Genomic DNA, 22,964 nt, shown 5'->3' on the forward strand with positions numbered 1-22,964 from the left:
AGCGAGGGAGTCCGTGTGAGAAATTTTAAAAAATCCGATAAATTAAATAACGTAAGTTACGATGTCCGTGGTCCTGTTTTAGAAGAAGCAGAACGCATGCAAGAAGAGGGCATACGTATTTTGAAATTAAATACAGGGAATCCAGCGCCATTTGGTTTTGATGCCCCAAATGAAATTGTGCGCGACATGATTGTAAATGTTCGCGATTCAGAAGGTTATTCCGATTCAAAAGGTATTTTTTCTGCAAGAAAAGCGATTGAACAATATTGCCAATTAAAAAAATTTCCTAATGTAACGATTAATGATATTTACACTGGTAATGGCGTGAGTGAACTAATTACCATGTGTATGCAAGGCTTGTTAAATAACGGCGATGAAGTACTTGTGCCAATGCCAGACTATCCTTTATGGACTGCATCTGTTTCTTTGGCGGGCGGTACGCCCGTTCATTATATTTGTGATGAGCAAGCAGAATGGTATCCAGACATTGATGATATAAAATCAAAAATAACTTCGAATACAAAAGCAATCGTTATTATAAATCCCAATAATCCGACTGGTGCTTTATATCCGAAAGAGTTATTATTAGAAATTGTCGAAGTGGCACGTCAAAATGATTTAATTATTTACTCCGATGAAATTTATGATCGTTTGGTCATGGATGGTTTGGTTCATGTACCGATTGCTACATTAGCACCTGATTTATTTGTCGTAACATTGAATGGTTTGTCAAAATCACATCGAGTGGCAGGCTTCCGATGCGGTTGGATGGTGTTGAGTGGAGATAAATCACGAGTAAAAGGGTATATCGAAGGGCTAAATATGCTTGCTTCCATGCGGTTATGCTCGAATGTGTTGTCACAACAAATCATTCAAACCGCATTAGGCGGCTATCAAAGTGTCGATGACTTACTTTTACCAGGTGGCAGAATTTACGAACAACGAGAATTTATTTACAATGCGATAAATGATATTCCTGGTTTATCAGCCGTGAAGCCTAAAGCAGCTTTCTATATTTTCCCGAAAATTGATACGGCCAAATTTGACATTTATGATGATGAAAAATTTGTTTTAGATTTCTTACACAAACATCATATTTTATTAGTCCATGGTGGTGGGTTCAACTGGCAACAACCAGATCACTTCCGTATTGTTTATTTACCGAAAATGGAAGACTTAAAAACTACAGCAGATAAAATGCGTGAATTTTTAAGTACCTACAAACAAAAATAAAAGAACTACCAAAAAATAGCCTCTAACGAAGCTATTTTTTGGTAGTTCTTGTTTTATCAACAATACTATTCTGCGGTTTCACATGCTTTTTTACTAATAATCATTCGGTTGGTATATTTTTCTTCCATATCAGGACTAGGATTTGCTACTACGATGAGATAAGAATTTTCATACTCCTTCTCCACAAAGCCTGAATAATTTGTTTTTTCCCAAATGAAGTGAACCTTTTTCTCTTCGGCCATACAATAACACTCCTTTTTAATAAAAATGAACCTATTTATTTTCTAAGAAAACCTTAGATAATGTTCTTGCAGTATATTATGCAATAAAGTACAATAAAAGCATAATGCGAATTCGCATATTTTGACAAAATCCCCATTTTGCAAGGAAAATGGCCGATATAAATAGGAGCTATTGTGATGAATTCTTTAGGTGCAGTTATTAAAGAAATTAGAAAAAATAGAAAATTGACACAGAAAATGTTATCAGAAGACATCTGTTCGCAAAGTGTTTTAAGTCGCATTGAAAACAATGAAGAGTTGCCAAATGTTCTTGTAATGCAACAACTTTGTGATCGTTTAGGTGTGACGGTTGACCAGATTATGCGTTATAAATCTGGTGATGTGCACGTTGTTACGTATTCATTTGAAAAAATGGCTGAATATTTTCGCCATAAAAAATATCAATTATTATTAAATTATTTAAAGGAAAATCGTATTGAAGAACAATTGTATTTAGATACGGACTGGCAAAAATATTATTATTATTTAGGTAGTTGTGAATTGTTTGTTCTAAATGATTACGAAAAAGCTATTGCTAGCTTGCGTAAAGGGTTATCTTTCACCTATAAAGCCGATAAGTTAAATGTTTCTGATTTAGAGATTCAATTAATTAGTTGTCTAGGTGCCACTTATGGTTACATGGGCAATCGAGTAGAGGCAGAACGATTTTTAAGTTTGAGTATTCATTATTTTAATCAATTGCCAAATGAACGCAGTAATGCAGAGTTAACGAAAATATTTTTTAATTATGCTGATTTCTTATTCAAAAATTATACAGAAAAAGATGCCGAAATTTATGTGGATCAAGGAATTACTTGGGCCCGCAAAAAAAATAGTTATTATTATTTAAGTGAATTATTAAATCTAAAATATTTAGTTTTAATGAGAAAGAATAAACATGAAGAAGCAGAACGTTATCTGAACTTAGCACAACAAATGAAAAATGTGGAAAGTGGCAATCTTTAAAAAATCCTCAGAATTGCTTAAAAGGTCTACACCATTTCTTGACTTTTGTACTGATTAAGAGTACTTTTGAAGTAAGTAAAATAAAGAAAGAAGGATGAAGATGAAAACATTTATCTTTGCAGACAAGTTCTTTTTAAAAAGCGATGTTAAAGGACCTGGTTATTTAGAAATCACGGATGGTATCTTTGGTAATTATACAAAAGATGAACCGCAAGGGGACGTAAAAATTATTCGTGAGGAAGGCAAATGGATTGCCCCAGGTTTAGTGGATACTCATATTCATGGTTACATGAATCATGACGTAATGGATAACGATGCAGAAGGCATTAAAGTGATGTCTGAAGGCTTATTATCTTGTGGTGTAACTTCATTTTTACCAACAACGTTAACTTCAAGTAAAGAACGTTTAACAGATGTTGCACGTACGATTGGTCAAGTCTACCAAGAAGTACCTGGTGCAAAAATTCAAGGGATTTACTTTGAAGGACCTTTCTTTACTGAAGAACATAAAGGCGCACAAAATCCAAGTTATTTTGGAGATCCAGACCTTGATACATTCCACGAATGGCAAGAAGCTTCAGGCGGAATTATTAAGAAAATTGCGTTGGCACCAGAACGTAATGGTGTGAAAGAATTTGTTGAAACCGTTACAGATGAAGGTGTCGTTGTTGCTTTAGGCCATAGTAATGCGACCTTAGAAGAAGCTGATGTGGCAGTTGAAGCGGGCGCTAGCGTTTTTGTTCATGCATATAATGGGATGCGTGGCTTAAATCACCGTGAACCAGGGATGGTTGGTGCATTGTTAACGTTACAACACGTTTTCTCTGAATTAATTTGTGATGGACATCATGTACATCCGCAAGCGGCTGAAGTATTGATGGAAAAAGCGGGCCATGATCACGTTGCGTTAATTACAGACTGCATGATGGCTGGCGGTATGCCAGATGGCAACTACAATTTAGGTGAATTTCCTGTTGTGGTAGCAGAAGGAACGGCTCGTTTGGATACTGGGAACTTAGCAGGAAGTATTTTAAAACTAAAAGAAGCAATTAAAAATGTAGTTGATTGGGGTATTGCAACACCTGCACAAGCAATTATGATGGCTTCATTAGTTCCTGCGATCAGCTGTAAAATTGATGATCAATGCGGCATGATTGCAAATGGTCGCGATGCTGACTTTATCGTATTAGAACCAACCATGGAATTAGCAGCCACTTATTTAGATGGCGTAGAACGTTATCGAGCATAAGACACAAGAAAAAGCTTGCGGAAATTTATCCGCAAGCTTTTTTTATAATTCTTTTGGTAAAATCGCAGAAGTGATTTCTTTGTTCTCGTAGGCAATAAAAAAATCGATTAATTGCTTGTTAAATTGCTCAATATCCTCTTTGTAAAGGGAGCTAGGAATCACAAAGGTTTGCTCTAGAGTGCCTGCTAGATAATCGCCATCTAAACTTTGGGCGACAACTAAAAATTCTTGTTCGCGCCAACGTTCTACATCTGTTTCAGAAATGGTTTCTGGAGAGGCTAAAAATTTACAATTTTCGACAAACTGTTCATCAATTTCTTCACTGAAAGTTAATTCAGCATCCTCTTCTTGAGGTTGAGAGAGGATTGCTTGCAAAAATGTTTGTGGTTTTGCATCGGGTAATGTTTCTTTTAGCTGTTCAAAATCCAATGAAAGTTCCTCCTTATTGTTTGTTTAAAATAGTTACTGAAAAATCAATGGGTGAATTTGTTTTAAGGCTTTTGGCTTCTAAGATGATTTTTTCAGCCAACAAATCGTTTCCGTTATATACAGGTGTCACGCGATAGCGAACAGTTTCGCCGCGATCAAGAGCTGCCCGAATCTGATTTTCATATTTCGTCATATAAGGAGTGTTGACAGGATTCTGATACAAGGTGGTTAAGTTACGTGGATCATCACCACTGCCTCCCATTTGACGGCCGATTAGGTGGCCACGCGAATGATTAGCTTTTCCTGAAATGAAACCAGCTGGTCGAATATCTTTATTAGCGGAAGTTCCTGTATTGACCATTGCGGGTTTTAATAGCGCATCAGCGCCTGTCGCTCGTTTTAGACGATCTAGAGAATGATAAGTAATCCAGCCGTTTGAGTTATCCTTTAATTCCTCTGCTGAAAATGTGGCTTTACCATTTTCAATGGGTCCGGGATTATCTCCTTTAGGTGCTGGTGTGCTTGAAGGGGTGGTTGTTTGTGGTTGAACATTAAATAAATCTTGTAAAGCATCAGGAACTTTAATGCCAACCGCGCCTAAAATTAAAATGATTAATGCGCCAATCAGCATGATGGTTGAATTAAATGGTGGTTTCTTCTTTCTGTTTGCCATAACGTGCTCCTCTAATTTTATACTTGCAATAGTCCAAATTTAAGTGGACCATCTTTTCTATTATACGTAAATTTGTTAAAAAATCAAAAAGGGCTTTTCTTTGAAAGACTTGTTTTCTCAGATATGTTACTATTTTAATGTAGAAGGGAAGGGATAGTGGATGGTCTATATTGAAGTCAAAAATGAATACAAGCGTTACCAAATGGGAGAGACAACTATTACTGCGAATGACGGCATTTCTTTTGAAGTGGAAAAAGGAGAAGTAGCGGTTATTTTAGGCCCCAGCGGTGCTGGAAAATCAACTGTTTTAAATATTCTTGGTGGAATGGACAGCTGTGATGAAGGGGAAATTATTATTGATGGCACAGATATCGCTCAGTTTTCAGAGAAACAATTAACCACTTATCGACGAAATGATGTCGGGTTTGTTTTCCAATTTTACAATTTAGTCCCAAATTTAACGGCAAAAGAAAATGTCGAATTGGCTTCGCAAATCGTTGCGGATGCGTTGGATTCGACCAATGTTTTACAATCGGTGGGTTTAGGGGAACGTTTAGATAATTTTCCAGCGCAACTTTCTGGTGGTGAACAACAACGAGTAACCATCGCCCGTGCGATTGCTAAAAAGCCCAAGTTACTTTTATGTGATGAACCGACAGGAGCGCTGGATTATGAAACAGGGAAACAAATTTTAACCATTTTGCAAAATACTGCACGTGAAACAGGAACGACCGTTTTAATTATTACCCACAATTCAGCCATTGCAGAAATGGCCGATCGGGTAATTCGAATTAATGATGCGAAAGTTCGCGAAATGACTGTGAATGATCAGCCTAAATTGGTTGCTGAAATTGAATGGTAGGTGCCTAAAATGAAGAAAACAGCGCTAATTAAAACAAGCTTACGTGAAATTAGACAATCTACTACACGGTTTTTATCGATTATGGGGATTATTTTCCTTGGTGTAATGGTCTTTGTTGGTTTGAAAGCTACTGGACCAGATATGATTAAAACCGCGAATAATTATTACCAGAAAGAGCAGCTTCCAGATGCGCGAATAATTTCTGCAATGGGACTGGAAAAGAAAGATTTAACAACACTACAGTCTTTAAAAGATGTCGAAACAGTTGTGCCGCGGTATACAATAGATGCCACGATTGGGCCGCAAAATAATGCAGTAAAATTGTTTGGCTATCGAAAAAATCAAGCAGGATCGGTTAACTATCAAGTAGTTGACGGTCGGTTACCTAAACAAACAAATGAAATTGCATTAGATACATTAGCGAAAACTAGATATGACTATAAAATGGGTGATAAAATCACTTTAAACGATGCAGCGATTAAAGAAAAAGGGCTGACGCAAACCCATTTTACTGTTGTTGGATTTATCAATTCACCAGAATATATTGATAATACATCCAGGGGAACCACAACGGTCGGGTCTGGAACGTTAAACTTTTTTGGCGTGGTTTCGGAAAAAGCCTTTGACAGTCAACGGTATTCAGAATTGCTAATCTCATTTCGTTCATTAAAACATCAAAATACGTATTCCTCTGATTATGAAAAGAAAAGAGAGCAGGCCTTAAATCAGGTAAAAGAGGCACTGAAAAATCGGCCAGAAGAACAGGTTGCGGCTCTGCGTGATTCGGCTCAGCCGGACATTAACCAAGGTCGGCAAGCGCTGGAAACGGGAAAACAAGCACTTGCGCAGTTGGAGCAACAGCCAGGAATTCCAGCTGAGATGCTTGAAAAGCAAAAAAACGAATTGGCTAAACAAGAACAACTGTTGGCTGAAAAAGAAACAGAGCTAGCCAATTTGAAAGCCCCAACGTATTATTATTTTACTAGGGAAGACAATCCAGGATTTTCTGAATATCAAGATAACGCTGGTCGGATTTCTTCTTTAGCCACGCTGTTCCCGTTGTTCTTTTTCCTAATTGCGGCATTAGTCAGCTTAACTACCATGACACGTATGGTGGAAGAAAAAAGAATGGAAATTGGTAGTTTGAAAGCTTTAGGTTATCGTAATCGTGAAATTGCTTCGATTTTTATTACCTATGCAACGGTTGCCAGCTTAACAGGTGCATTATTAGGATTGGCAGTTGGCTATTATCTATTCCCTAAAATAATTTTTGATGCCTACGGTCAAATGTACAATATTCCTGATTTAGTTACACCGTGGTACTTAAACTACAGTTTATGGGGCATCATTGTAGCCTTAGCTTGTACTGTGGGAGCGGCCTTAGTGACATTAAGAATCGATTTATTAAGTACCCCAGCTACCTTGCTAAGACCCAAAGCGCCGAAAGCAGGCCAACGGATTTTATTAGAACGAATCCGCCCTTTATGGCAACGCATGAGCTTTATTCAAAAAGTGACCGCTAGAAATCTGTTCCGCTATAAACGACGGATGCTGATGACCGTTATCGGAATAGCTGGTTGTATGGGGCTGTTAATTGTTGGTTTTGGTTTACGCGATTCAATTGTGGATGTCGCTACAATTCAATTTAATAAAATCTGGCATTACCAAGCAGTCGTGACTTTTAAAGAGCAAACAACAGCTGAAGAGACAAAAGAGTATCAAGAAACGTTGCGCAAACTGGATGGTTTGAATAAAACAATTCCGTTATATTCAGAAATCTTTAAAACGAAGGGCAAAGGCGCACCAACTCAAAATATTACTCTTTATGTGCCACAAGATCCTTCGAAAATGGCTGATTTTCAGTTATTTAATGATCGAGTCACTGGAGAAAAATATTCCCTCAACGATGACGGTGTAATCATTAATCAAAAATTAGCTAAATTATTTGGCTATAAAGTCGGAGATCAATTAAATTTAGAAAATAGTGATAATCAAACCTATCACGTGAAAATTGCCGCGATTGCAGAGAACTACACGGGTCATTTTGTCTATATGACGCCGAAACTCTACCAGACGATGACGAAACAGAAGCCGGAGTATAATACAGAATTCCTACTTTTTGACAAAAAGTTATCCTCAAAACAAGAAACCTCAATCGGAGAGGCGTTGACAAAACAGCCGAAAGTGTTGAACATTACGTTTTTAACTGCGATGAAAGGTTCGTTTGATGATATGCTGAAAAGCCTTGATATTGTCATTTGGGTACTAATTGCTGTTTCTGGTTCTTTAGCGTTAATTGTGTTATATAATTTAACCAACATTAATGTTTCTGAACGGATTCGAGAACTTTCCACGATTAAGGTTTTAGGATTTTACGATCGTGAAGTCACTACCTATGTTTACCGTGAAAACATTATTTTAACGTTCATTGGTATTATTGTTGGCTGCTTCTTTGGGAAAATTTTGCATCAGTATATTTTAGCAACCGTTGAAGTTGATTTAATTATGTTTTCGCCAATTATTCATTGGCCAAGTTATCTGTATTCCGCAGTCATCACCATGTGTTTCACGTTGTTTGTGATGGTCATTATGCATCGGAAATTGAAGAAAATCAATATGATTGAAGCGTTAAAATCAAATGAATAGCACATTTTAAAAAACGAGGAGTCCGTAGAAGTTCGATAATTCTAGGGCTGCTCGTTTATTGCTGCTTCTTTTATTAAGAAAAAATAGGTCTTAAGATGTATCTTTTGAGATTTATTTGGAAATTACTACTCTTTTTATTTAAAAATTGGTACACTATTACTAGGTTATAGCACAGAAAGGAGTGTGGGAAAAGTGTTAGAAGGTCTACCATTGGAAACGGTTTATTTTTATGCATTAGTGGGGAGCGCGGTCCTCGCTTTTTTACTAATTATTTTTGGGGATGTTTTTAATTTTGATGGACCGGTGGACCCAATGCTGATTATTCCATGGATTGCTTTTACCTCGCTGTTTGGGTACCTTGGGGAAGAATTAACAGCGGTGAATAGTTGGCTTATTTTAATTGTCAGTGGTATTCTTTCAACCATTATTGTTTTCTTCCTAAATTTTTATGTGTTGGTCCCTTTGAAAAATTCGGAGGCCACAATTTCTATTTCGGAAAAAGACATGGAGGGTCGTGTTGCTACTGTGATTACCCCAATTCCTGTCCGGGGAATGGGCGAGATTCAATTGAAGAGTGTCACAGGTTCGTTAAGTCGACCAGCAGCATTTTATGTGCCACAAGAAGTGGCTGCGCCAAGAGGTAGTGAGGTATTGATTATTGAATTGAAAGAACGGGTTTGTTATGTCATTCCTTACGAAGGCAGTCTAAAAATATAGAGTAGGAGAGAAGAAAATGGGGATTTTGTTACCGATTATTATTGCAGTTTTAGTATTATTAATGTTATTAATTGTGTTTGTTTCTAAATATCAGACCGCCAAACCTGATGAAGCGTTAATTATCAGCGGGAGCTATCTAGGCTCTAAAAATGTTCATGTAGACGAAGGTGGCAACAAAATTAAAATCGTTCGTGGCGGTGGTGCGTTTGTCTTACCAGTGTTCCAACGTTCAAATCGAATTAGTTTGCTTTCAAGTAAATTAGATGTTTCCACACCAGAAGTGTACACAGAACAAGGGGTTCCTGTGATGTGTGATGGGACATCAATCATTAAAATTGGTTCGTCAGTTGAAGAAATTGCGACAGCAGCGGAACAATTTTTAGGAAAAACAACGGAAGAATTAGAAAATGAAGCACGTGAAGTATTAGAAGGACATTTACGTTCGATTTTAGGTTCAATGACAGTGGAAGAAATTTACCAAAATCGTGATAAATTTAGCCAAAGTGTACAAGAAGTTGCCAGTGTTGACTTAGCTAAAATGGGCTTAGTTATTGTGTCGTTCACAATTAAAGAAGTTCGTGATAAAAATGGATACTTGGATTCATTAGGGAAACCAAGAATCGCTCAAGTTAAACGTGATGCAGATATTGCTGAAGCAGAAGCTTTGAAAGAAACTCGCATCAAAAAAGCGGAAGCAGAAAAAGAATCACAACAAGCGGAATTGCAACGTCAAACAGAAATTGCAGAAGCTTCAAAAGAAAAAGAATTGAAATTAGCGTTATACAAACAAGAACAAGACATTGCCAAAGCCAAAGCAGACCAAGCCTATAACTTGGAAAGCGCGCGTGCACAACAACACGTGGTGGAACAAGAAATGGAAGTCAAAGTCGTTGAACGTCAAAAACAAATTGAGTTAGAAGAAAAAGAAATTACGCGTCGTGAAAAACAATACGACTCAGAAGTGAAGAAAAAAGCCGATGCAGATCGTTATGCACGCGAACAAGAAGCTCTTGCTCAAAAAGCACGCGAAGTGGCAGAAGCCGAAGCAGAACGTTTCAAAGTTGAAGCATTAGCCGAAGCGGAAGCCAACAAAACGCGTTTAACAGGTCAAGCGCAAGCCGAAGCTATTTTAGCTCGTGGTGCAGCAGAAGCCGAAGCCAAACAAAAGATTGCTGATGCCTTTAAAGAATATGGTGAAGCAGCTGTGTTAAGTATGGTGATGGAAATGTTACCACAATTAATGAAAGAAGCAGCACAACCATTGGGCAACATTGACAAGATTTCAGTGGTAGATACAGGCGCAGGTGGCGAAAATTCTGGCGCCAACCGTATTACCAATTATGCAACAAACTTGTTGGCTGGTACACAAGAAACACTAAAAGAAACAACGGGCCTCGACGTGAAAGAGCTAATTGAAAACTTTTCTAAAAAAGGTACCTCAAATAGCGTGAACTATCATGCAACAGAAGGTTCAGAAAAAGAATAGAAATCAGCCTTTAAGGAGTAGCGAATCGCATTTCGTTACTCCTTAATGCTGCATTGAAACGATAAACAAACAATCTGACAGAGAAATAGCGGGTGCTTGTTTTGTTTCAAAGATTCTGATAACATAGAGTTCTTGGAGGGATAGAGATGTCAAAAAAGAATAAAGATATTGAAGTACGTGTTGAAGAAGAAAAAGCCCAATACAATGGAGCAAATGTTTTAATGAACAAATTATTTATTGGTAAAAAAGAAATCGGTCGTGTCATTCCGCAAAATGATAAAAAATTCATCATTGAAATTGATGGCAAGCAAGAAGGTACAGCAAAAAATCTGGACGAAGCCTTTGAAACAATTATTCGTCAATGGAATTTAAGTGAATAAAAAATAAATAACAATTTTTTTTAAAAAAGGGTTGCTTTTTTCTGGAAAAGATTGTATTATAACTAAGTCAGGTCGTTACAGCGACAATGACTTTTTGGAGGAATAGCGAAGTGGCTAAACGCGACGGACTGTAAATCCGTTCCTTAGGGTTCAGTGGTTCGAATCCACTTTCCTCCATTTTCTTTTTGGGGTATAGCCAAGCGGTAAGGCAACGGACTTTGACTCCGTCATGCGTTGGTTCGAATCCAGCTACCCCAGTTTTCAGAACATTTCTGGTAGAGAGATGTTCTTTTTTTGTATAATTATATAACAAAAATGAGGTAAGATTTTCCTCATGTACAGGCTAGAAAAGTTTTCATTTATATAAGAATATGCTAAAGTATAAAGAAAGAATAGTCTGGAGTTGATAAGAATGAACTTTAAAGAAAAAATTACAGAAATGGTTGAAAATGTTTACGATTTAGCACGCGATGGTAAGTATGATGTCAAAGTTGACTTAATTCCTCGTAAAAAAGGCAACATCAAAAGTGGTGTTAAAGTCACTTCTTCAAGAAATACAGCCCACAATATCAAATGGCGTTCAAAAAACTAATTCGTCTTTAACAGAAACACCGGAGCAGACAAAATTATTGTCTACTCCGGTGTTTTTATTAATGACTTTAGTCAGTCGAAATCTCTAAAGAGATTTCGACAAAAAAACCACGCGTACTGCGCGTGGAGGCCAGAGCTTTAGCGATAAAAACTCCTTTCGATATAATAGATAAAGGCTACCAACCGTTATCAAATCGAAAGGAGTTTTTGAATGTCGAACGACGATAAAAGTTTAGCACATACTCGTTGGAATTGTAAGTATCATCTTGTGTTTACACCAAAATATAGAAGAAAAGTAATCTATGGTCAATTGAGGCGAGATATAGGGAAAATACTAAGGAAATTGTGTGAGATGAAAGAAGTCGAAATCATTGAAGCGCATGCAATGCCCGACCATATCCATATGTTGGTAAGAATTCCGCCGAAGTTGAGTGTATCAGGTTTTATGGGTTTCTTAAAAGGAAGAAGTGCAGTAATCATTCATGAACGTCATGCGAATTTAAAATACAATTATGGAAATCGATCCTTTTGGTCAAAAGGCTATTATGTGAGCACTGTAGGATTGAACCAAAAAACGATAGCTAAGTATATACGAGAACAAGAAGCAGAAGATCGAGTAAGGGATAGTATAAACAAAAGAGAGTATAAAGATCCATTTAGGAAGTAACAACTAGATAAGAATAGAATGGTAGCGGTTGGCAGTCTCTAAAAAAAGCTCCCTTAAAGGGAGCAGCAGGTAGCGAGCCCTTCTAGGGCTATTAAAAAGCCACCCGCTATGCGGGTGGATATTTACTTTTCTAATTCGATGCCTAAGACAGTTAAATGCCCATTACCGACTAATTTGATAACTAATTGGGCTAAGTGGTTGGGTGTCATATCCGTCTCGCTAGTAATCCACCAATGAAGGGTACCGATGAAGATAGAGGTCATGTATTCAATAACAAAATCTATCGGTACGTCAATATCATTTTCGGTAATACGCAACTGCGAAAAAATCGTCGCATATTTTTCTTCGATAATTTCAGCTAAGCGTTTTCGAAAGTGTTCGTTGAAATTATTGTCCATGATAGTTAAGAAGAAAGATTTGTTCTCTTGAATGTTAATGTAGAGCTGCGTCAGAAGTTCTTCAATGTGCTTCACGCGGACACGGTTGCCATTAACCAGTTGTTGCGAATCAAGAATAGCGGTGAAAGCACTAAGCGTAAAGGTGAAGATTGCATCATATAAATGCTGTTTGTCTTTAAAATGAGCATAAAAAGTCGCACGATTAATCATAGCTTCATCAGCAATATCTTGAATCGTCACCGCTTCGTAGCCTTTCGTTTCTACAAGTTTAAAAAAAGCTTCAATAATCATTTTTCTGGTTCGTTGTACTCTAAGGTCTGTTTTCTTTGCCATCATAAATTCCTTTCGAGATAGTCAACATTCGCGGAAACTTTGTTGTTTATCTCACAAAATAGGGTAAATTGCTTGTTGCAAATCATTTAGAACCTTTCTAAAATAGGTATATCTATTATAACAAACAGTTTGTATAATAATCAACAAACTGTTGAAAAATGAAGGGGTATTTTAATTGATGGTTATGAGAGCAGGGATTGATGTTGGGTCAACGACAGTAAAATTAGTATTTTTAAATAAGCAAAATCAGCCTATTTTTACAAAATATGAACGCCATTTTTCAGATGTCAAAGCAGCAACGGAACGCATTTTAAAAGAAGGGCTAGCAAGGATCGGTGCAGACCAACCTGTGACAATGAGCATAACTGGCTCTGGTGGTATGGGGCTGGCTGAGGTATTAGGGATTCCCTTTGTTCAAGAGGTTATCGCGTGTACACGAACTGTTGAAACAATAATCCCAGAAACGGATGTTGCTATTGAACTTGGCGGAGAAGATGCAAAAATCACTTTTTTTGATGGTGCTTTAGAGCAACGAATGAATGGTAGTTGTGCAGGTGGGACAGGCGCCTTCATCGATCAAATGGCTGTTTTACTTAAAACGGATGCCAATGGAGTGAATGAATTGGCGAAGAATTATCAAACTATTTATCCGATTGCTTCCCGCTGTGGGGTTTTTGCCAAAACAGATGTTCAACCTTTAATCAATGAAGGAGCAGCGAAAGAAGATATCGCGGCGAGTATTTTTCAAGCGGTAGTTAATCAAACAATCGCTGGGTTAGCTGCTGGTCGCAAAATTAAAGGTAAAGTAGCGTTTTTAGGGGGACCTTTATTTTTCATGTCAGAATTGAGAAAACGGTTTGTTGAAACCTTAGCAATTCAGCCAGAAGATGTTATTTTTCCAGAACAACCGCAACTGTTTGTAGCAATGGGAGCAGCACTTTATTCAGAAGATGCAGGCGAATGTACATTGGAAGAATTAATTCAGCGCTTAGTGAACAGCCAGGCTACTGATTTACAGCCGAGCGACACGTTACCACCGTTATTTAACAGCGCAGAAGATTTAGCAGATTTTCGAGAAAGACACGCGCAAGCCCAAGCAACGGAGAAACCTTTATCTCAACATACTGGCGTGACCTTTTTAGGGATTGATGCAGGCTCCACAACGACAAAAGTCACATTGATTGATGAAGATGGTCATTTGTTGTTTTCTTTTTATGGTAATAACCAAGGGCAACCTTTAGAAACCACCATGACAGTACTGAAATCACTTTATCAACAACTGCCTGAAGAAGTTTTTATCGGAAAAGCGGCTGTTACAGGATATGGAGAACAGCTAATAAAAAATGCGTTAAAAGTCGATATTGGTGAAGTTGAAACGATGGCCCATTACAAAGCAGCCAACCATTTTCAGCCAGGTGTGGATTTTATTTTGGATATCGGAGGACAAGATATGAAAGCGATGACCATTAAAAATGGCGTGCTTTCCTCCATTCAATTAAATGAGGCTTGTTCTTCTGGGTGCGGTTCTTTTATTGAAACCTTTGCGCAATCCTTAAACTATAACGTGAAGGATTTTGCTTTGGCGGCTTTAGAATCGCAAGCGCCGGTTGATTTAGGTTCTCGGTGTACTGTTTTTATGAACTCAAAAGTGAAACAGGTTCAAAAAGAAGGGGCCTCTGTCGGCGATATTTCTGCTGGACTATCTTATTCAGTCATCAAAAATGCCATTTATAAAGTTATTAAGGTTTGCCGACCTGAAGAGTTGGGAGAAAAGATTGTCTGCCAGGGAGGAACATTTTACAATGAAGCGGTCTTGAGAGCTTTTGAAAAAATTAGCGGTCGTGAAGTGGTTCGTCCTTCTATTGCTGGTTTGATGGGGGCCTATGGGGCAGCGCTGATTGCTTTGGACGCTTATGAAATTGGGGAAGAAACCACGCTTCTTTCTTTAGAAGAGTTAGCGGCATTTACCTCTGAAAAGGAATTTACTCATTGCGGCTTGTGTGAAAACAATTGTCAATTAACGGTCACAGTGTTTTCAGATGGGCGCCAATTTATTACGGGAAATCGCTGTGAACGTGGTGCACGAATTAAAATTAAACGAGAAGAACGCAAAGTAAATTTGGTTGATTATAAGTACCGCAAGTTATTTAAGTACCGACCTTTGCGGGAAAATAAAGCGTTTCGTGGGCGCTTGGGTATCCCTAGAGTCCTAAACATGTATGAAAATTATCCTTTGTGGCATACATTTTTTACTGACTTAGGCTTTCGGGTCGAATTATCGCCACGTTCTAATAAACAAATCTATGAACAAGGCCTTGAAACGATTCCCAGTGATACGGTTTGTTACCCAGCGAAAATGGCACATGGACATATTCAAGCATTAATTGATGCGCAAGTGCCAATTATCTTTTATCCTGGTGTTGTTTTTGAACAGCAAGAAACATTGGAAGCGGATAATCATTTTAATTGTCCAATTGTGCAAAGCTACCCAGATGTCATTCGAAATAATGTGGATGCCATCAGAGAGGGCCAAGTGGATTATCGAAATCCCTATCTTAATCTAGCGAATGAAGCTGCAGTTGCCAAAGTTTTAGCTGAAAATTTTGCTGATTTAGGGATTTCCTTAGAAGAAATTCAAACAGCGCTGCATCATGGTTATCAAGAATTAGCAGCTTTTAAAAAAGAAATTCAAGAAAAAGGCGAAGAAACGTTAGCCATGTTAACTGAAAAAGGCCAGAGAGGGATTGTCTTATCGGGGCGACCGTATCACTTGGATCCAGAGATTAATCACGGCATTGCCGAAGTCATTACACAGGAAGGATTCCATGTCTTGACAGAAGACAGTATCTCGCATCTTGGAGACGTGCAGAATTTACGTGTGGTGAATCAATGGGTCTATCATTCTCGCTTATATGCGGCGGCTAAAGTAGTGGCTAAGACGAAAAATTTAGAACTTGTCCAACTGAATTCCTTTGGTTGCGGCTTAGATGCTGTGACAACCGATCAAGTAGAAGAAATCATGGATCGGTCTGGCAAAATTTATACAGTCCTCAAAATCGACGAAGGCGCGAATTTGGGCGCAATTCGTATTCGGTTGCGCTCCTTGAAAGCGGCTGTCAATGAGCGGGAGAAGCAACAGTTTGTTCCGCATATGCAAATGGAAGAGCCGAAGAAAATTGTGTTTACAAAACAAATGAAAAAAACACATACTTTACTGTTACCAATGCTTAGCCCGATTCATCAATCTGGATTAGTCGATGTAGCATTACAAGCTTCTGGCTATCATGTCGTCTGTTTGCCTGCGCAAGACAAAGAAGCTGTGAATGTCGGGTTAAAATATGTCAATAATGATGCGTGTTACCCAGCAATTATTTCCATCGGACAACTAGTTGAAGCTTTGGAAAGTGGTCAATATGATTTGGATAATGTCAGTGTCTTAATGACGCAAACAGGGGGCGGTTGTCGCGCAACGAATTACATCCCCTTATTACGAAAAGCCTTAAATGATGCTGGTTTTTCTCAAGTTCCTGTAGTTTCAGTTTCGATGGGCAATAAAGGAGTCGAATCCAATCCAGGATTTAAATTTACGTTGCCAATGATCAAACGCTTAGTAGTTGCCTTTTTATATGGTGACTTATTCGAACGAGTAGTTTATCGAACAAGACCTTATGAAACAGAAAAAGGAATGGTGGATCAACTGCACCAAGATTGGTTAAAAAGAGTGGAAGCCAATGTCCGGAATGGTTCGCTGACACAATTTAATCACTTCATGAAAAAAATTATTCGGACGTTTGATGAAATTCCTTTACAAGAGATAAAAAAACCAAAAGTCGGTGTGGTCGGGGAAATTTTAGTGAAATATTCGCCGACAGCGAATAATGATATTGTGCGTTTGCTAGAAGAAGAAGGTGCTGAAGCAGTTGTACCAGATATTGTTGGCTTTATGAACTATTCTTTGTACAATCAAATTTGGAAATACGAAAATATGGGCATGTCAAAACAAAACAAACGTTTAGCAGAATTTGCGATAAAAATCATTGAATTGGTAGAAAAACCAATGGATAAGGCATTGAGAAAGTCGATCCGTTTTGATGGCATTCATTCCATTTATGATATGGCAGCAGATGCAAGTAAAATTTTATCAATTGGCAATCATACGGGTGAAGGTTGGTTTTTAACAGCTGAAATGATTGAGCTCTTAAAACACGAGGTGAATAACATCGTTTGTATGCAGCCGTTTGGATGTTTACCAAACCATATTGTTGGAAAAGGGGTCGTGAAAGAGCTACGACGTCAATATCCGAAAGCAAATATTGCGGCGGTGGATTATGATCCAGGGGTATCTTTGGTCAATCAGTTGAACCGAATCCGTTTGATGATGGCCACAGCGAACAAGTTGTTGAAAGAAGAAAATGTAAAAAGATAATAACTAATAGCAATTCGTTTAAAAACATTTGACTTGGTCACTTTTTACTGACTAAGCCAAATGTTTTTGTTATAAAAAGAAAGCATGCAACTAGACCAACTTTGATAAAAATTCCAATTCCTCTTTTATTTATCATTTTTTGGTTGTTTACACGGTCTATACCAGTTATAATAGAAGAGGAGATGAATGAAGAGGAGGAAGCGTAAATGGTTCAAAATATACCAATTTATATTCAAATTCACGATAAAATCAAAGAAGATATTGAAAAAGGTGTCTGGAGTATCGGGGATCGTTTGCCCTCTGAGCGAGAATTAGCTTTGAAATTTGACGTTAGTCGAATGACCTTACGCCAAGCCATTCAGACTTTAGCGGACGAAGGAATTTTAGAACGAAAAATTGGTTCAGGAACGTATGTAGCACGTAAGAAAGTTCAAGAAACAATGACAGGTACCACTAGTTTTACAGAAATTACCTTGTCTCAAAATCGCGTACCTTCTAGTCGGACGGTGTCTTATTTTGTAGCGAAACCTAGTTCTAGTGAGATGGAAAAATTACAACTAGGTCCAGAAGATTCAATTTTACGAATGGAAAGAATTCGTTTTGCGGATGACATTCCGATTTGTTTTGAGGTGGCGAGCATTCCTTATTCATTGGTCTCGCAATATGGCAAATCTGAAATTACGAACTCCTTTTATAAAACACTTGAAGCCAAATCTGGCCACAAAATTGGCCATTCTAACCAAACAATCTCTGCTGTTCAAGCATCGGAGCAGATTGCAGAATATTTAGAGATTAAACGAGGCGATGCGATTCTGCGTGTGCGCCAAGTATCCTATTTTGAAAACGGACTACCTTTTGAATATGTTCGTACGCAGTATGCAGGAAGTCGATTTGAGTTTTATTTAGAGAAGTAGAGAAAATGAATGAATAAAAGATAGGAAAACTTATCACATTGATAAGTTTTCCTATCTTTTAATTTTTTTTGCTAAAGAAATAAATTGTTTTTTTAATAAAATGCATATTTACTTATTAATTTATCTGACGTTAAAAAATAACGATTCAATGGAATTTGTTTATTTTTTAAAATTTTATTTAAATATTTTTTGAATAATTTTTATTTATCAGTTATTTTTGTTTTTATTTTAATAAATATTGATTTTGGTGGTTTTGTAATGTTGTTTTTAAGAGTTTTTATTTGTTTATTTTATTGTTATAATTATTTTTATGCGAATACGTATATTTTTAAATAGTTGTTGACTATATTTTTTATATATAGTTATAATATTTGTAACAGGTAATAAAACTATAAAAAATGTGGAGGGATTACTTATGGCAGGATCAATTGCTGTAACACCAGAACAACTGAAATCACAAGCGAAAGTATATTCGCAAGCATCGTCTCAAATTCAAGATGCAATTCGTAAAGTGAATTCAATGAACCAACAAATTTCACAACAATGGAAAGGGCAAGCATTTCAAGCGTATCTGGAACAGTATAATCAATTGGAAGGTAATGTCAAACAGATGGAAGAATTATTGATTAGTATTAATCAACAATTAAACAAATATGCAGATACTGTCGCAGAACGTGATCGTCAAGATGCAGGATCATTTGGCTTTTAATTGATCAAAGATTGAAGCGCTAGCGCAATGAATTGCACTAGCGCTTTTTCTAAAGGAGAGAAGATAATGGAAGGGAAAATAAAAAAAGGTATCCCTTTTGCCTTAGCAATTGGAGCAACTTTCTTGTTATTACTTTTTTTCATTCATTTAGGGTTTAAAGATGAGAACGTGACTCGAAGTAGCAAAGATCAGACAACAAAGATGCAGTACGCATTAGTTAATGAAGATAAAGGCGCAAGTTTTGAAGGAAAACGTTATGCATTAGGTTCTGATTTTGTCACATTAATTAACAAAGATACAGCTAATCGATGGGAAACAACGACTCGGAATATCGCAACATCTGGGGTTGAAAATGGACAATTCGATGCCCAAATTATTATTCCGCAAGATTTTTCGGAGAAATTATTGTCACTACAAGCTGTTAGTCCAGAGCAGGCTTCTGTTGAATACCAAGTGCGAGACGGACAAAATGAATTGACCAATCAAGCAATTCAAGACAAAGTAAATACTATTTTGAAAGATTTTAACCAACGCGTAATTCAGATGTATTTTTCCAGTATTGTTGGAAATTTAGTTATCGCACAACAAAACGTTAATCAAATTACTGATATGCAGTTGCTGTATCAAAATCAATTAGAAGAAACAATTCAGCAACCATTTAAAGAAATTCCCATGAATTATACGACAGTATTAAGTACGGCTAGTATTTTAGATGAGGACAATAAATTATTTACAACCGAGCAAGAAGCGTTTGTAAAATCAGTACAAACCTTATTAGAAAGCAATAATCAGAGCTTAGAATCAACCAGTAAGACAACGGAAGATACGAAAAAATCAGTGGGCGAGTATTCGAAAGAAGCAAATGAAAAAATAAAAAAATCAATTGCACAATTTAATGAACAGTTTGAGAGACAAAAACAAGAATTGACTAATCAATGGGAAAGTGACACGACAGTATACAAACAACAATTCGATCAACTAAATGGAATGGTAATCAATCAGTTTAGCTCCTTCTATACACCAAGTGAACAAGGAAGCTCAGGGATTTATGCTGACTTTTTATCAGAATCTAAATTATTTCAAGAAACACAGAGCAATCGCATTGGCGAACTACAAAAAGAAATCGCAGAACTACATATGCAAGTAGAACAATTAACTGCGTTAAAAAAGCAAATTGCGGCTACATATTATAATGATCTTGAAGCAACACCTGAGATAGCAACAGACACTCAAATTAAGCAAGCGATTATTCAGTTAATTACGAACGAAAAAGAAAATATACCTAACTTAGATAAAAATTATCAGGAAAGATTGGAAGAATCACTAAGTGAAATTTCTTTTGTAAGTTTAGAAAGTCTCGTTAGTGAATTAGAAATGAATAATAGGATTTCAGTAGAACAAGGCAATCTTTTCCGTGATGAGTTACAAATTATTCAGCGATATGCAGAACAACATGAACTTGATTTCACCAATTCAAGCCGCTTTATGTATTTGGAACCTAAACAATTTCATGAAGATACTATAGCGATTCCACAAGAAAAAGTAACTTTTTCACTAGCGACAAATCAAGAGTCGGTTATTTCATTACGACAAACCAATACACAAAATGGCGAATTGTCATTTCTTTTAGATGATTTAAAAGTTCAAACAATTAAAATATCTTTGAATCAGCAGTTAGCAGGTGCAGGTTACAGCATTGATATTTCAGCAATTACCCCGACACAGCTAACAATTACCAAACCAGTGAAAATACAAGCTGAGATTCCTGAGAATGATGAAGTGAACGAAGAAAATATGCAAGAAGAGTTGGCAGAAGAATCCGAAGAAGAATCTGAAAAAGTAACTGAGCCAGCAAATGATTTGCCCCCACTTCCAGAAAAACTTTCTTTAACAATTGACTTACCAATGGCTTGGCAACTGACACCAGAACAACAAAAAACAGCATTTAATCAGATCAATTATTCTTGGTGGGTAAATAATGAGCTTCAAAATGCACGTTCGTTTGCTGTGTATATTGCAATGGACCAACCATTAGTAACCGATATTCCTGAAATTATGAAGCAATTTCAACTTTTAGATACTGTATCACAACAAATTGTGACTTTATATGGTACGCCTAATCAAAGTCTATCTATTCAAGAGTATGCAGCAATGTTAACCGCTCCTGAAAATCAGGATAAAACAATTGAAGAGTTAGCGGGTGAGACATCCATTTATTGGATGTACGACAATATCACTGAAAACGAGCAAACCATGATGATTACAGATAAATTATTAGACGAATATAAAAAAACAGGAAATCAATTATATCGAGAAACAGATGAACAAATTAATCAATTAAAACAATTAATTGGTACTGAGACAGATCAAAATACAGACGGACGACCTACAACACTTTACGGAACATTAAATTTAATGACAGTCCCTGAAAAATTGTTACGAGAAGCGGAGAAATTAAATACATGGTTTGATGAAGCAACAAAACAAGTCAATGCGACATATGCTACTTGGCAAGAAGCTGGAAAAGTGGGAGCTACTTCTGTAATTGATGAAAGAAATCCACATCCAGAAGAAAATCAAACCACCACTTTAGATGTAGAAACAGAAAATTTAGTTAAAATGATGCAAACGTTAATGCAAACAACGAAAGAAACTAGTCTAACAACAGCTGATTCAGCAGCCAAAGTCAAAGATGTTGCCCCGACTATCAAAGAGTTGAAAGCCTCAACAACCAAAGTTCAAGATCATGCGCAAAATATCTTAGCAAACTTAAATGATTCAATTGATGAGTCAAAGAAAACAACCAAAGAAAATGAAGAGTATGCCAAAACATTTGAAAAAGTATTGGCTAATACAAGAGACGGCGGTGCTGATAATCCACGGGTATTTAGTTTCCTTGCGAGCCCAATTCAAGGAGAAGGAATCTTTGGCGAAACACGACAAGTCTCTTTAATTCCCTATTACGCTACCTTGATTGTTAGTATTTTAACATTCGTTATTGCGCTAACTTTCCAAGGCTTTATGAAGAAAAGAACAGTTACTGTAGCGGATGCGTTAGTTGAACCAACCAGAGTTTGGCAAAATATACCAAATCTATTATTACTCTTGATTACGGTTATTTTGTTTGGGAGTGTCTTTTCACTTCTACTGGTGTTCAATGTATCTCAAATAAATCGATTCGCTTGGTTTAGCTATAGTTTCTTAGTATTTGCTAGCGGTGCACTTTTGGTTTGTGCTTGTTTGCGCCAATTTAAAAAACTTACTTTATATGTTTATGGAGCTATGCTGGGGTTATTTTTCATGTTGACACCTTTATTAGGCATTGCAACAAAGGTAGGCTCATTAAGCAATTGGCTCTATCGTTTATCGCCGCTTCAAAATATCCAAAATGGCTTTACTGCTTTAGTAAATGGGATACAAATTAGTTGGGTTAGTTACCTTATTTTAATCGTTTTACTTGTTTTAGGTGTTGTCCTTAACTTGTTTGTACGACCGGAGGAATAGCCATGAGAAAATTAATAAAAATAGTGATTGTTTTAAGTGTTAATATGCTCTATTTGTCATTGTCATCAACAAAAACAAAAGCAGAAGAAGTAGGCGCTTTAAAAATAAATAATCAAGTGATCTACCAAGACAATCAGCAGAAAAAAACGTAGAAGTGAATTTCATTATTCCAGATTTGTTTTTGCCGATAAAAGAAGAGAAAGAAAAAGAAGTCAATCAAAGTAAAGCGAGGGTTGTCAACGAAGCAAAAAATGATGTATTTAGGACAGAACAGAATGCAAAAACATTAGCAGTTGATAAAAAGGTAAGGCCTTTTCTGTTCAAAGAGACGGCAACGGTCACTTCTCCTGAAAGCGTTGAATCTCTTGAGGTTCACCGAGAAATATCCATAAACTTTTGGTTGTACAATGGTATTTTTTTAGGAAGTATAGTTATTTTATTCGTTGGTGTTTTTCTAGGAAACCGTTTTTCATATCATCGTGCACAAAGCGGAAATTAAG

20 protein-coding genes and 2 tRNA genes are annotated in these 22,964 nt (G+C 36.9%); 18 read left to right on the top strand and 4 right to left on the bottom strand.

Annotated elements, in window-relative coordinates; all coding sequences use genetic code 11:
• Window positions 1–15 precede the first annotated feature (15 nt).
• Window positions 16–1,233 carry a pyridoxal phosphate-dependent aminotransferase gene (locus tag IGK70_RS05975; RefSeq protein WP_002357817.1) on the top strand — a complete coding sequence of 406 codons (1,218 nt, stop codon included), beginning with the start codon at window positions 16–18 and terminating at the stop codon, window positions 1,231–1,233.
• Between the two features lie 65 nt (window positions 1,234–1,298).
• On the opposite strand, the gene IGK70_RS05980 is transcribed toward IGK70_RS05975, so the two are convergent.
• The gene (locus IGK70_RS05980; protein WP_002357816.1) at window positions 1,299–1,475 is read right to left on the bottom strand and encodes a hypothetical protein; all 177 of its coding nucleotides are present in this window, start codon (window positions 1,473–1,475) and stop codon (window positions 1,299–1,301) included.
• A 177-nt stretch (window positions 1,476–1,652) separates the two neighbouring features.
• On the opposite strand from IGK70_RS05980, the gene IGK70_RS05985 reads away from it, so the two are divergent.
• Window positions 1,653–2,480: a helix-turn-helix domain-containing protein gene (locus tag IGK70_RS05985; protein WP_002381942.1), complete on the top strand. Its 828-nt coding sequence runs from the start codon at window positions 1,653–1,655 to the stop codon at window positions 2,478–2,480.
• A gap of 100 nt (window positions 2,481–2,580) precedes the next feature.
• The gene (gene nagA, locus IGK70_RS05990) at window positions 2,581–3,729 is read left to right on the top strand and encodes an N-acetylglucosamine-6-phosphate deacetylase (protein WP_002357814.1); all 1,149 of its coding nucleotides are present in this window, start codon (window positions 2,581–2,583) and stop codon (window positions 3,727–3,729) included.
• Between the two features lie 42 nt (window positions 3,730–3,771).
• Here nagA and IGK70_RS05995 read toward each other — a convergent pair whose 3' ends face one another.
• Window positions 3,772–4,158, bottom strand: coding sequence for a hypothetical protein (locus IGK70_RS05995; RefSeq protein WP_002395104.1), 387 nt, complete (start codon window positions 4,156–4,158; stop codon window positions 3,772–3,774).
• 13 nt (window positions 4,159–4,171) lie between these two features.
• The gene (locus IGK70_RS06000; RefSeq protein ID WP_033626447.1) at window positions 4,172–4,831 is read right to left on the bottom strand and encodes a DNA/RNA non-specific endonuclease; all 660 of its coding nucleotides are present in this window, start codon (window positions 4,829–4,831) and stop codon (window positions 4,172–4,174) included.
• Window positions 4,832–4,991: 160 nt separating this feature from the next.
• Here IGK70_RS06000 and IGK70_RS06005 point away from each other — a divergent pair, with 160 nt between their 5' ends.
• The 9 genes from IGK70_RS06005 to tnpA all read left to right on the top strand — a co-directional run bounded on the left by IGK70_RS06005 (window position 4,992) and on the right by tnpA (window position 12,180).
• Entirely contained in the window at window positions 4,992–5,693 is a 702-nt protein-coding gene (locus tag IGK70_RS06005; RefSeq protein WP_002379385.1) for an ABC transporter ATP-binding protein, read from the top strand.
• Between the two features lie 9 nt (window positions 5,694–5,702).
• On the top strand, window positions 5,703–8,339 hold the full coding sequence (locus IGK70_RS06010) for an ABC transporter permease (protein WP_104855942.1): 2,637 nt from the start codon (window positions 5,703–5,705) through the stop codon (window positions 8,337–8,339).
• Between the two features lie 183 nt (window positions 8,340–8,522).
• The gene (locus tag IGK70_RS06015) at window positions 8,523–9,056 is read left to right on the top strand and encodes a hypothetical protein (RefSeq protein WP_002357809.1); all 534 of its coding nucleotides are present in this window, start codon (window positions 8,523–8,525) and stop codon (window positions 9,054–9,056) included.
• 16 nt (window positions 9,057–9,072) lie between these two features.
• Complete coding sequence (locus IGK70_RS06020; protein WP_002357808.1) at window positions 9,073–10,542, top strand: flotillin family protein; 1,470 nt, start codon at window positions 9,073–9,075, stop codon at window positions 10,540–10,542.
• Between the two features lie 146 nt (window positions 10,543–10,688).
• Entirely contained in the window at window positions 10,689–10,922 is a 234-nt protein-coding gene (locus tag IGK70_RS06025; RefSeq protein ID WP_002357806.1) for a DUF2969 domain-containing protein, read from the top strand.
• A gap of 96 nt (window positions 10,923–11,018) precedes the next feature.
• Window positions 11,019–11,099, top strand: a tRNA-Tyr gene (locus tag IGK70_RS06030).
• 9 nt (window positions 11,100–11,108) lie between these two features.
• Window positions 11,109–11,180 (top strand) — tRNA-Gln (locus IGK70_RS06035).
• 154 nt (window positions 11,181–11,334) lie between these two features.
• Window positions 11,335–11,514 carry a hypothetical protein gene (locus tag IGK70_RS06040; protein ID WP_002357804.1) on the top strand — a complete coding sequence of 60 codons (180 nt, stop codon included), beginning with the start codon at window positions 11,335–11,337 and terminating at the stop codon, window positions 11,512–11,514.
• 210 nt (window positions 11,515–11,724) lie between these two features.
• The gene (gene tnpA, locus IGK70_RS06045) at window positions 11,725–12,180 is read left to right on the top strand and encodes an IS200/IS605 family transposase (protein WP_002411089.1); all 456 of its coding nucleotides are present in this window, start codon (window positions 11,725–11,727) and stop codon (window positions 12,178–12,180) included.
• A gap of 122 nt (window positions 12,181–12,302) precedes the next feature.
• Here tnpA and IGK70_RS06050 read toward each other — a convergent pair whose 3' ends face one another.
• The gene (locus tag IGK70_RS06050; RefSeq protein WP_002357803.1) at window positions 12,303–12,914 is read right to left on the bottom strand and encodes a TetR/AcrR family transcriptional regulator; all 612 of its coding nucleotides are present in this window, start codon (window positions 12,912–12,914) and stop codon (window positions 12,303–12,305) included.
• A 175-nt stretch (window positions 12,915–13,089) separates the two neighbouring features.
• On the opposite strand from IGK70_RS06050, the gene IGK70_RS06055 reads away from it, so the two are divergent.
• The 6 genes from IGK70_RS06055 to IGK70_RS06080 all read left to right on the top strand — a co-directional run bounded on the left by IGK70_RS06055 (window position 13,090) and on the right by IGK70_RS06080 (window position 22,963).
• Window positions 13,090–17,337, top strand: coding sequence for an acyl-CoA dehydratase activase-related protein (locus IGK70_RS06055; protein WP_438775330.1), 4,248 nt, complete (start codon window positions 13,090–13,092; stop codon window positions 17,335–17,337).
• A 206-nt stretch (window positions 17,338–17,543) separates the two neighbouring features.
• Complete coding sequence (locus tag IGK70_RS06060; RefSeq protein WP_002357800.1) at window positions 17,544–18,251, top strand: GntR family transcriptional regulator; 708 nt, start codon at window positions 17,544–17,546, stop codon at window positions 18,249–18,251.
• 415 nt (window positions 18,252–18,666) lie between these two features.
• The gene (locus IGK70_RS06065) at window positions 18,667–18,960 is read left to right on the top strand and encodes a WXG100 family type VII secretion target (protein ID WP_002357798.1); all 294 of its coding nucleotides are present in this window, start codon (window positions 18,667–18,669) and stop codon (window positions 18,958–18,960) included.
• 27 nt (window positions 18,961–18,987) lie between these two features.
• Window positions 18,988–22,464: a type VII secretion protein EsaA gene (esaA, locus tag IGK70_RS06070; RefSeq protein WP_104855395.1), complete on the top strand. Its 3,477-nt coding sequence runs from the start codon at window positions 18,988–18,990 to the stop codon at window positions 22,462–22,464.
• A gap of 2 nt (window positions 22,465–22,466) precedes the next feature.
• Entirely contained in the window at window positions 22,467–22,616 is a 150-nt protein-coding gene (locus IGK70_RS06075) for a hypothetical protein (RefSeq protein ID WP_010716970.1), read from the top strand.
• Between the two features lie 29 nt (window positions 22,617–22,645).
• Complete coding sequence (locus IGK70_RS06080; RefSeq protein WP_271854991.1) at window positions 22,646–22,963, top strand: hypothetical protein; 318 nt, start codon at window positions 22,646–22,648, stop codon at window positions 22,961–22,963.
• The last annotated feature ends 1 nt before the right edge of the window (window position 22,964 follow it).

The sequence above is a fragment of the Enterococcus sp. DIV0358 genome, assembly GCF_051713465.1.
GTDB lineage: Bacteria > Bacillota > Bacilli > Lactobacillales > Enterococcaceae > Enterococcus > Enterococcus faecalis.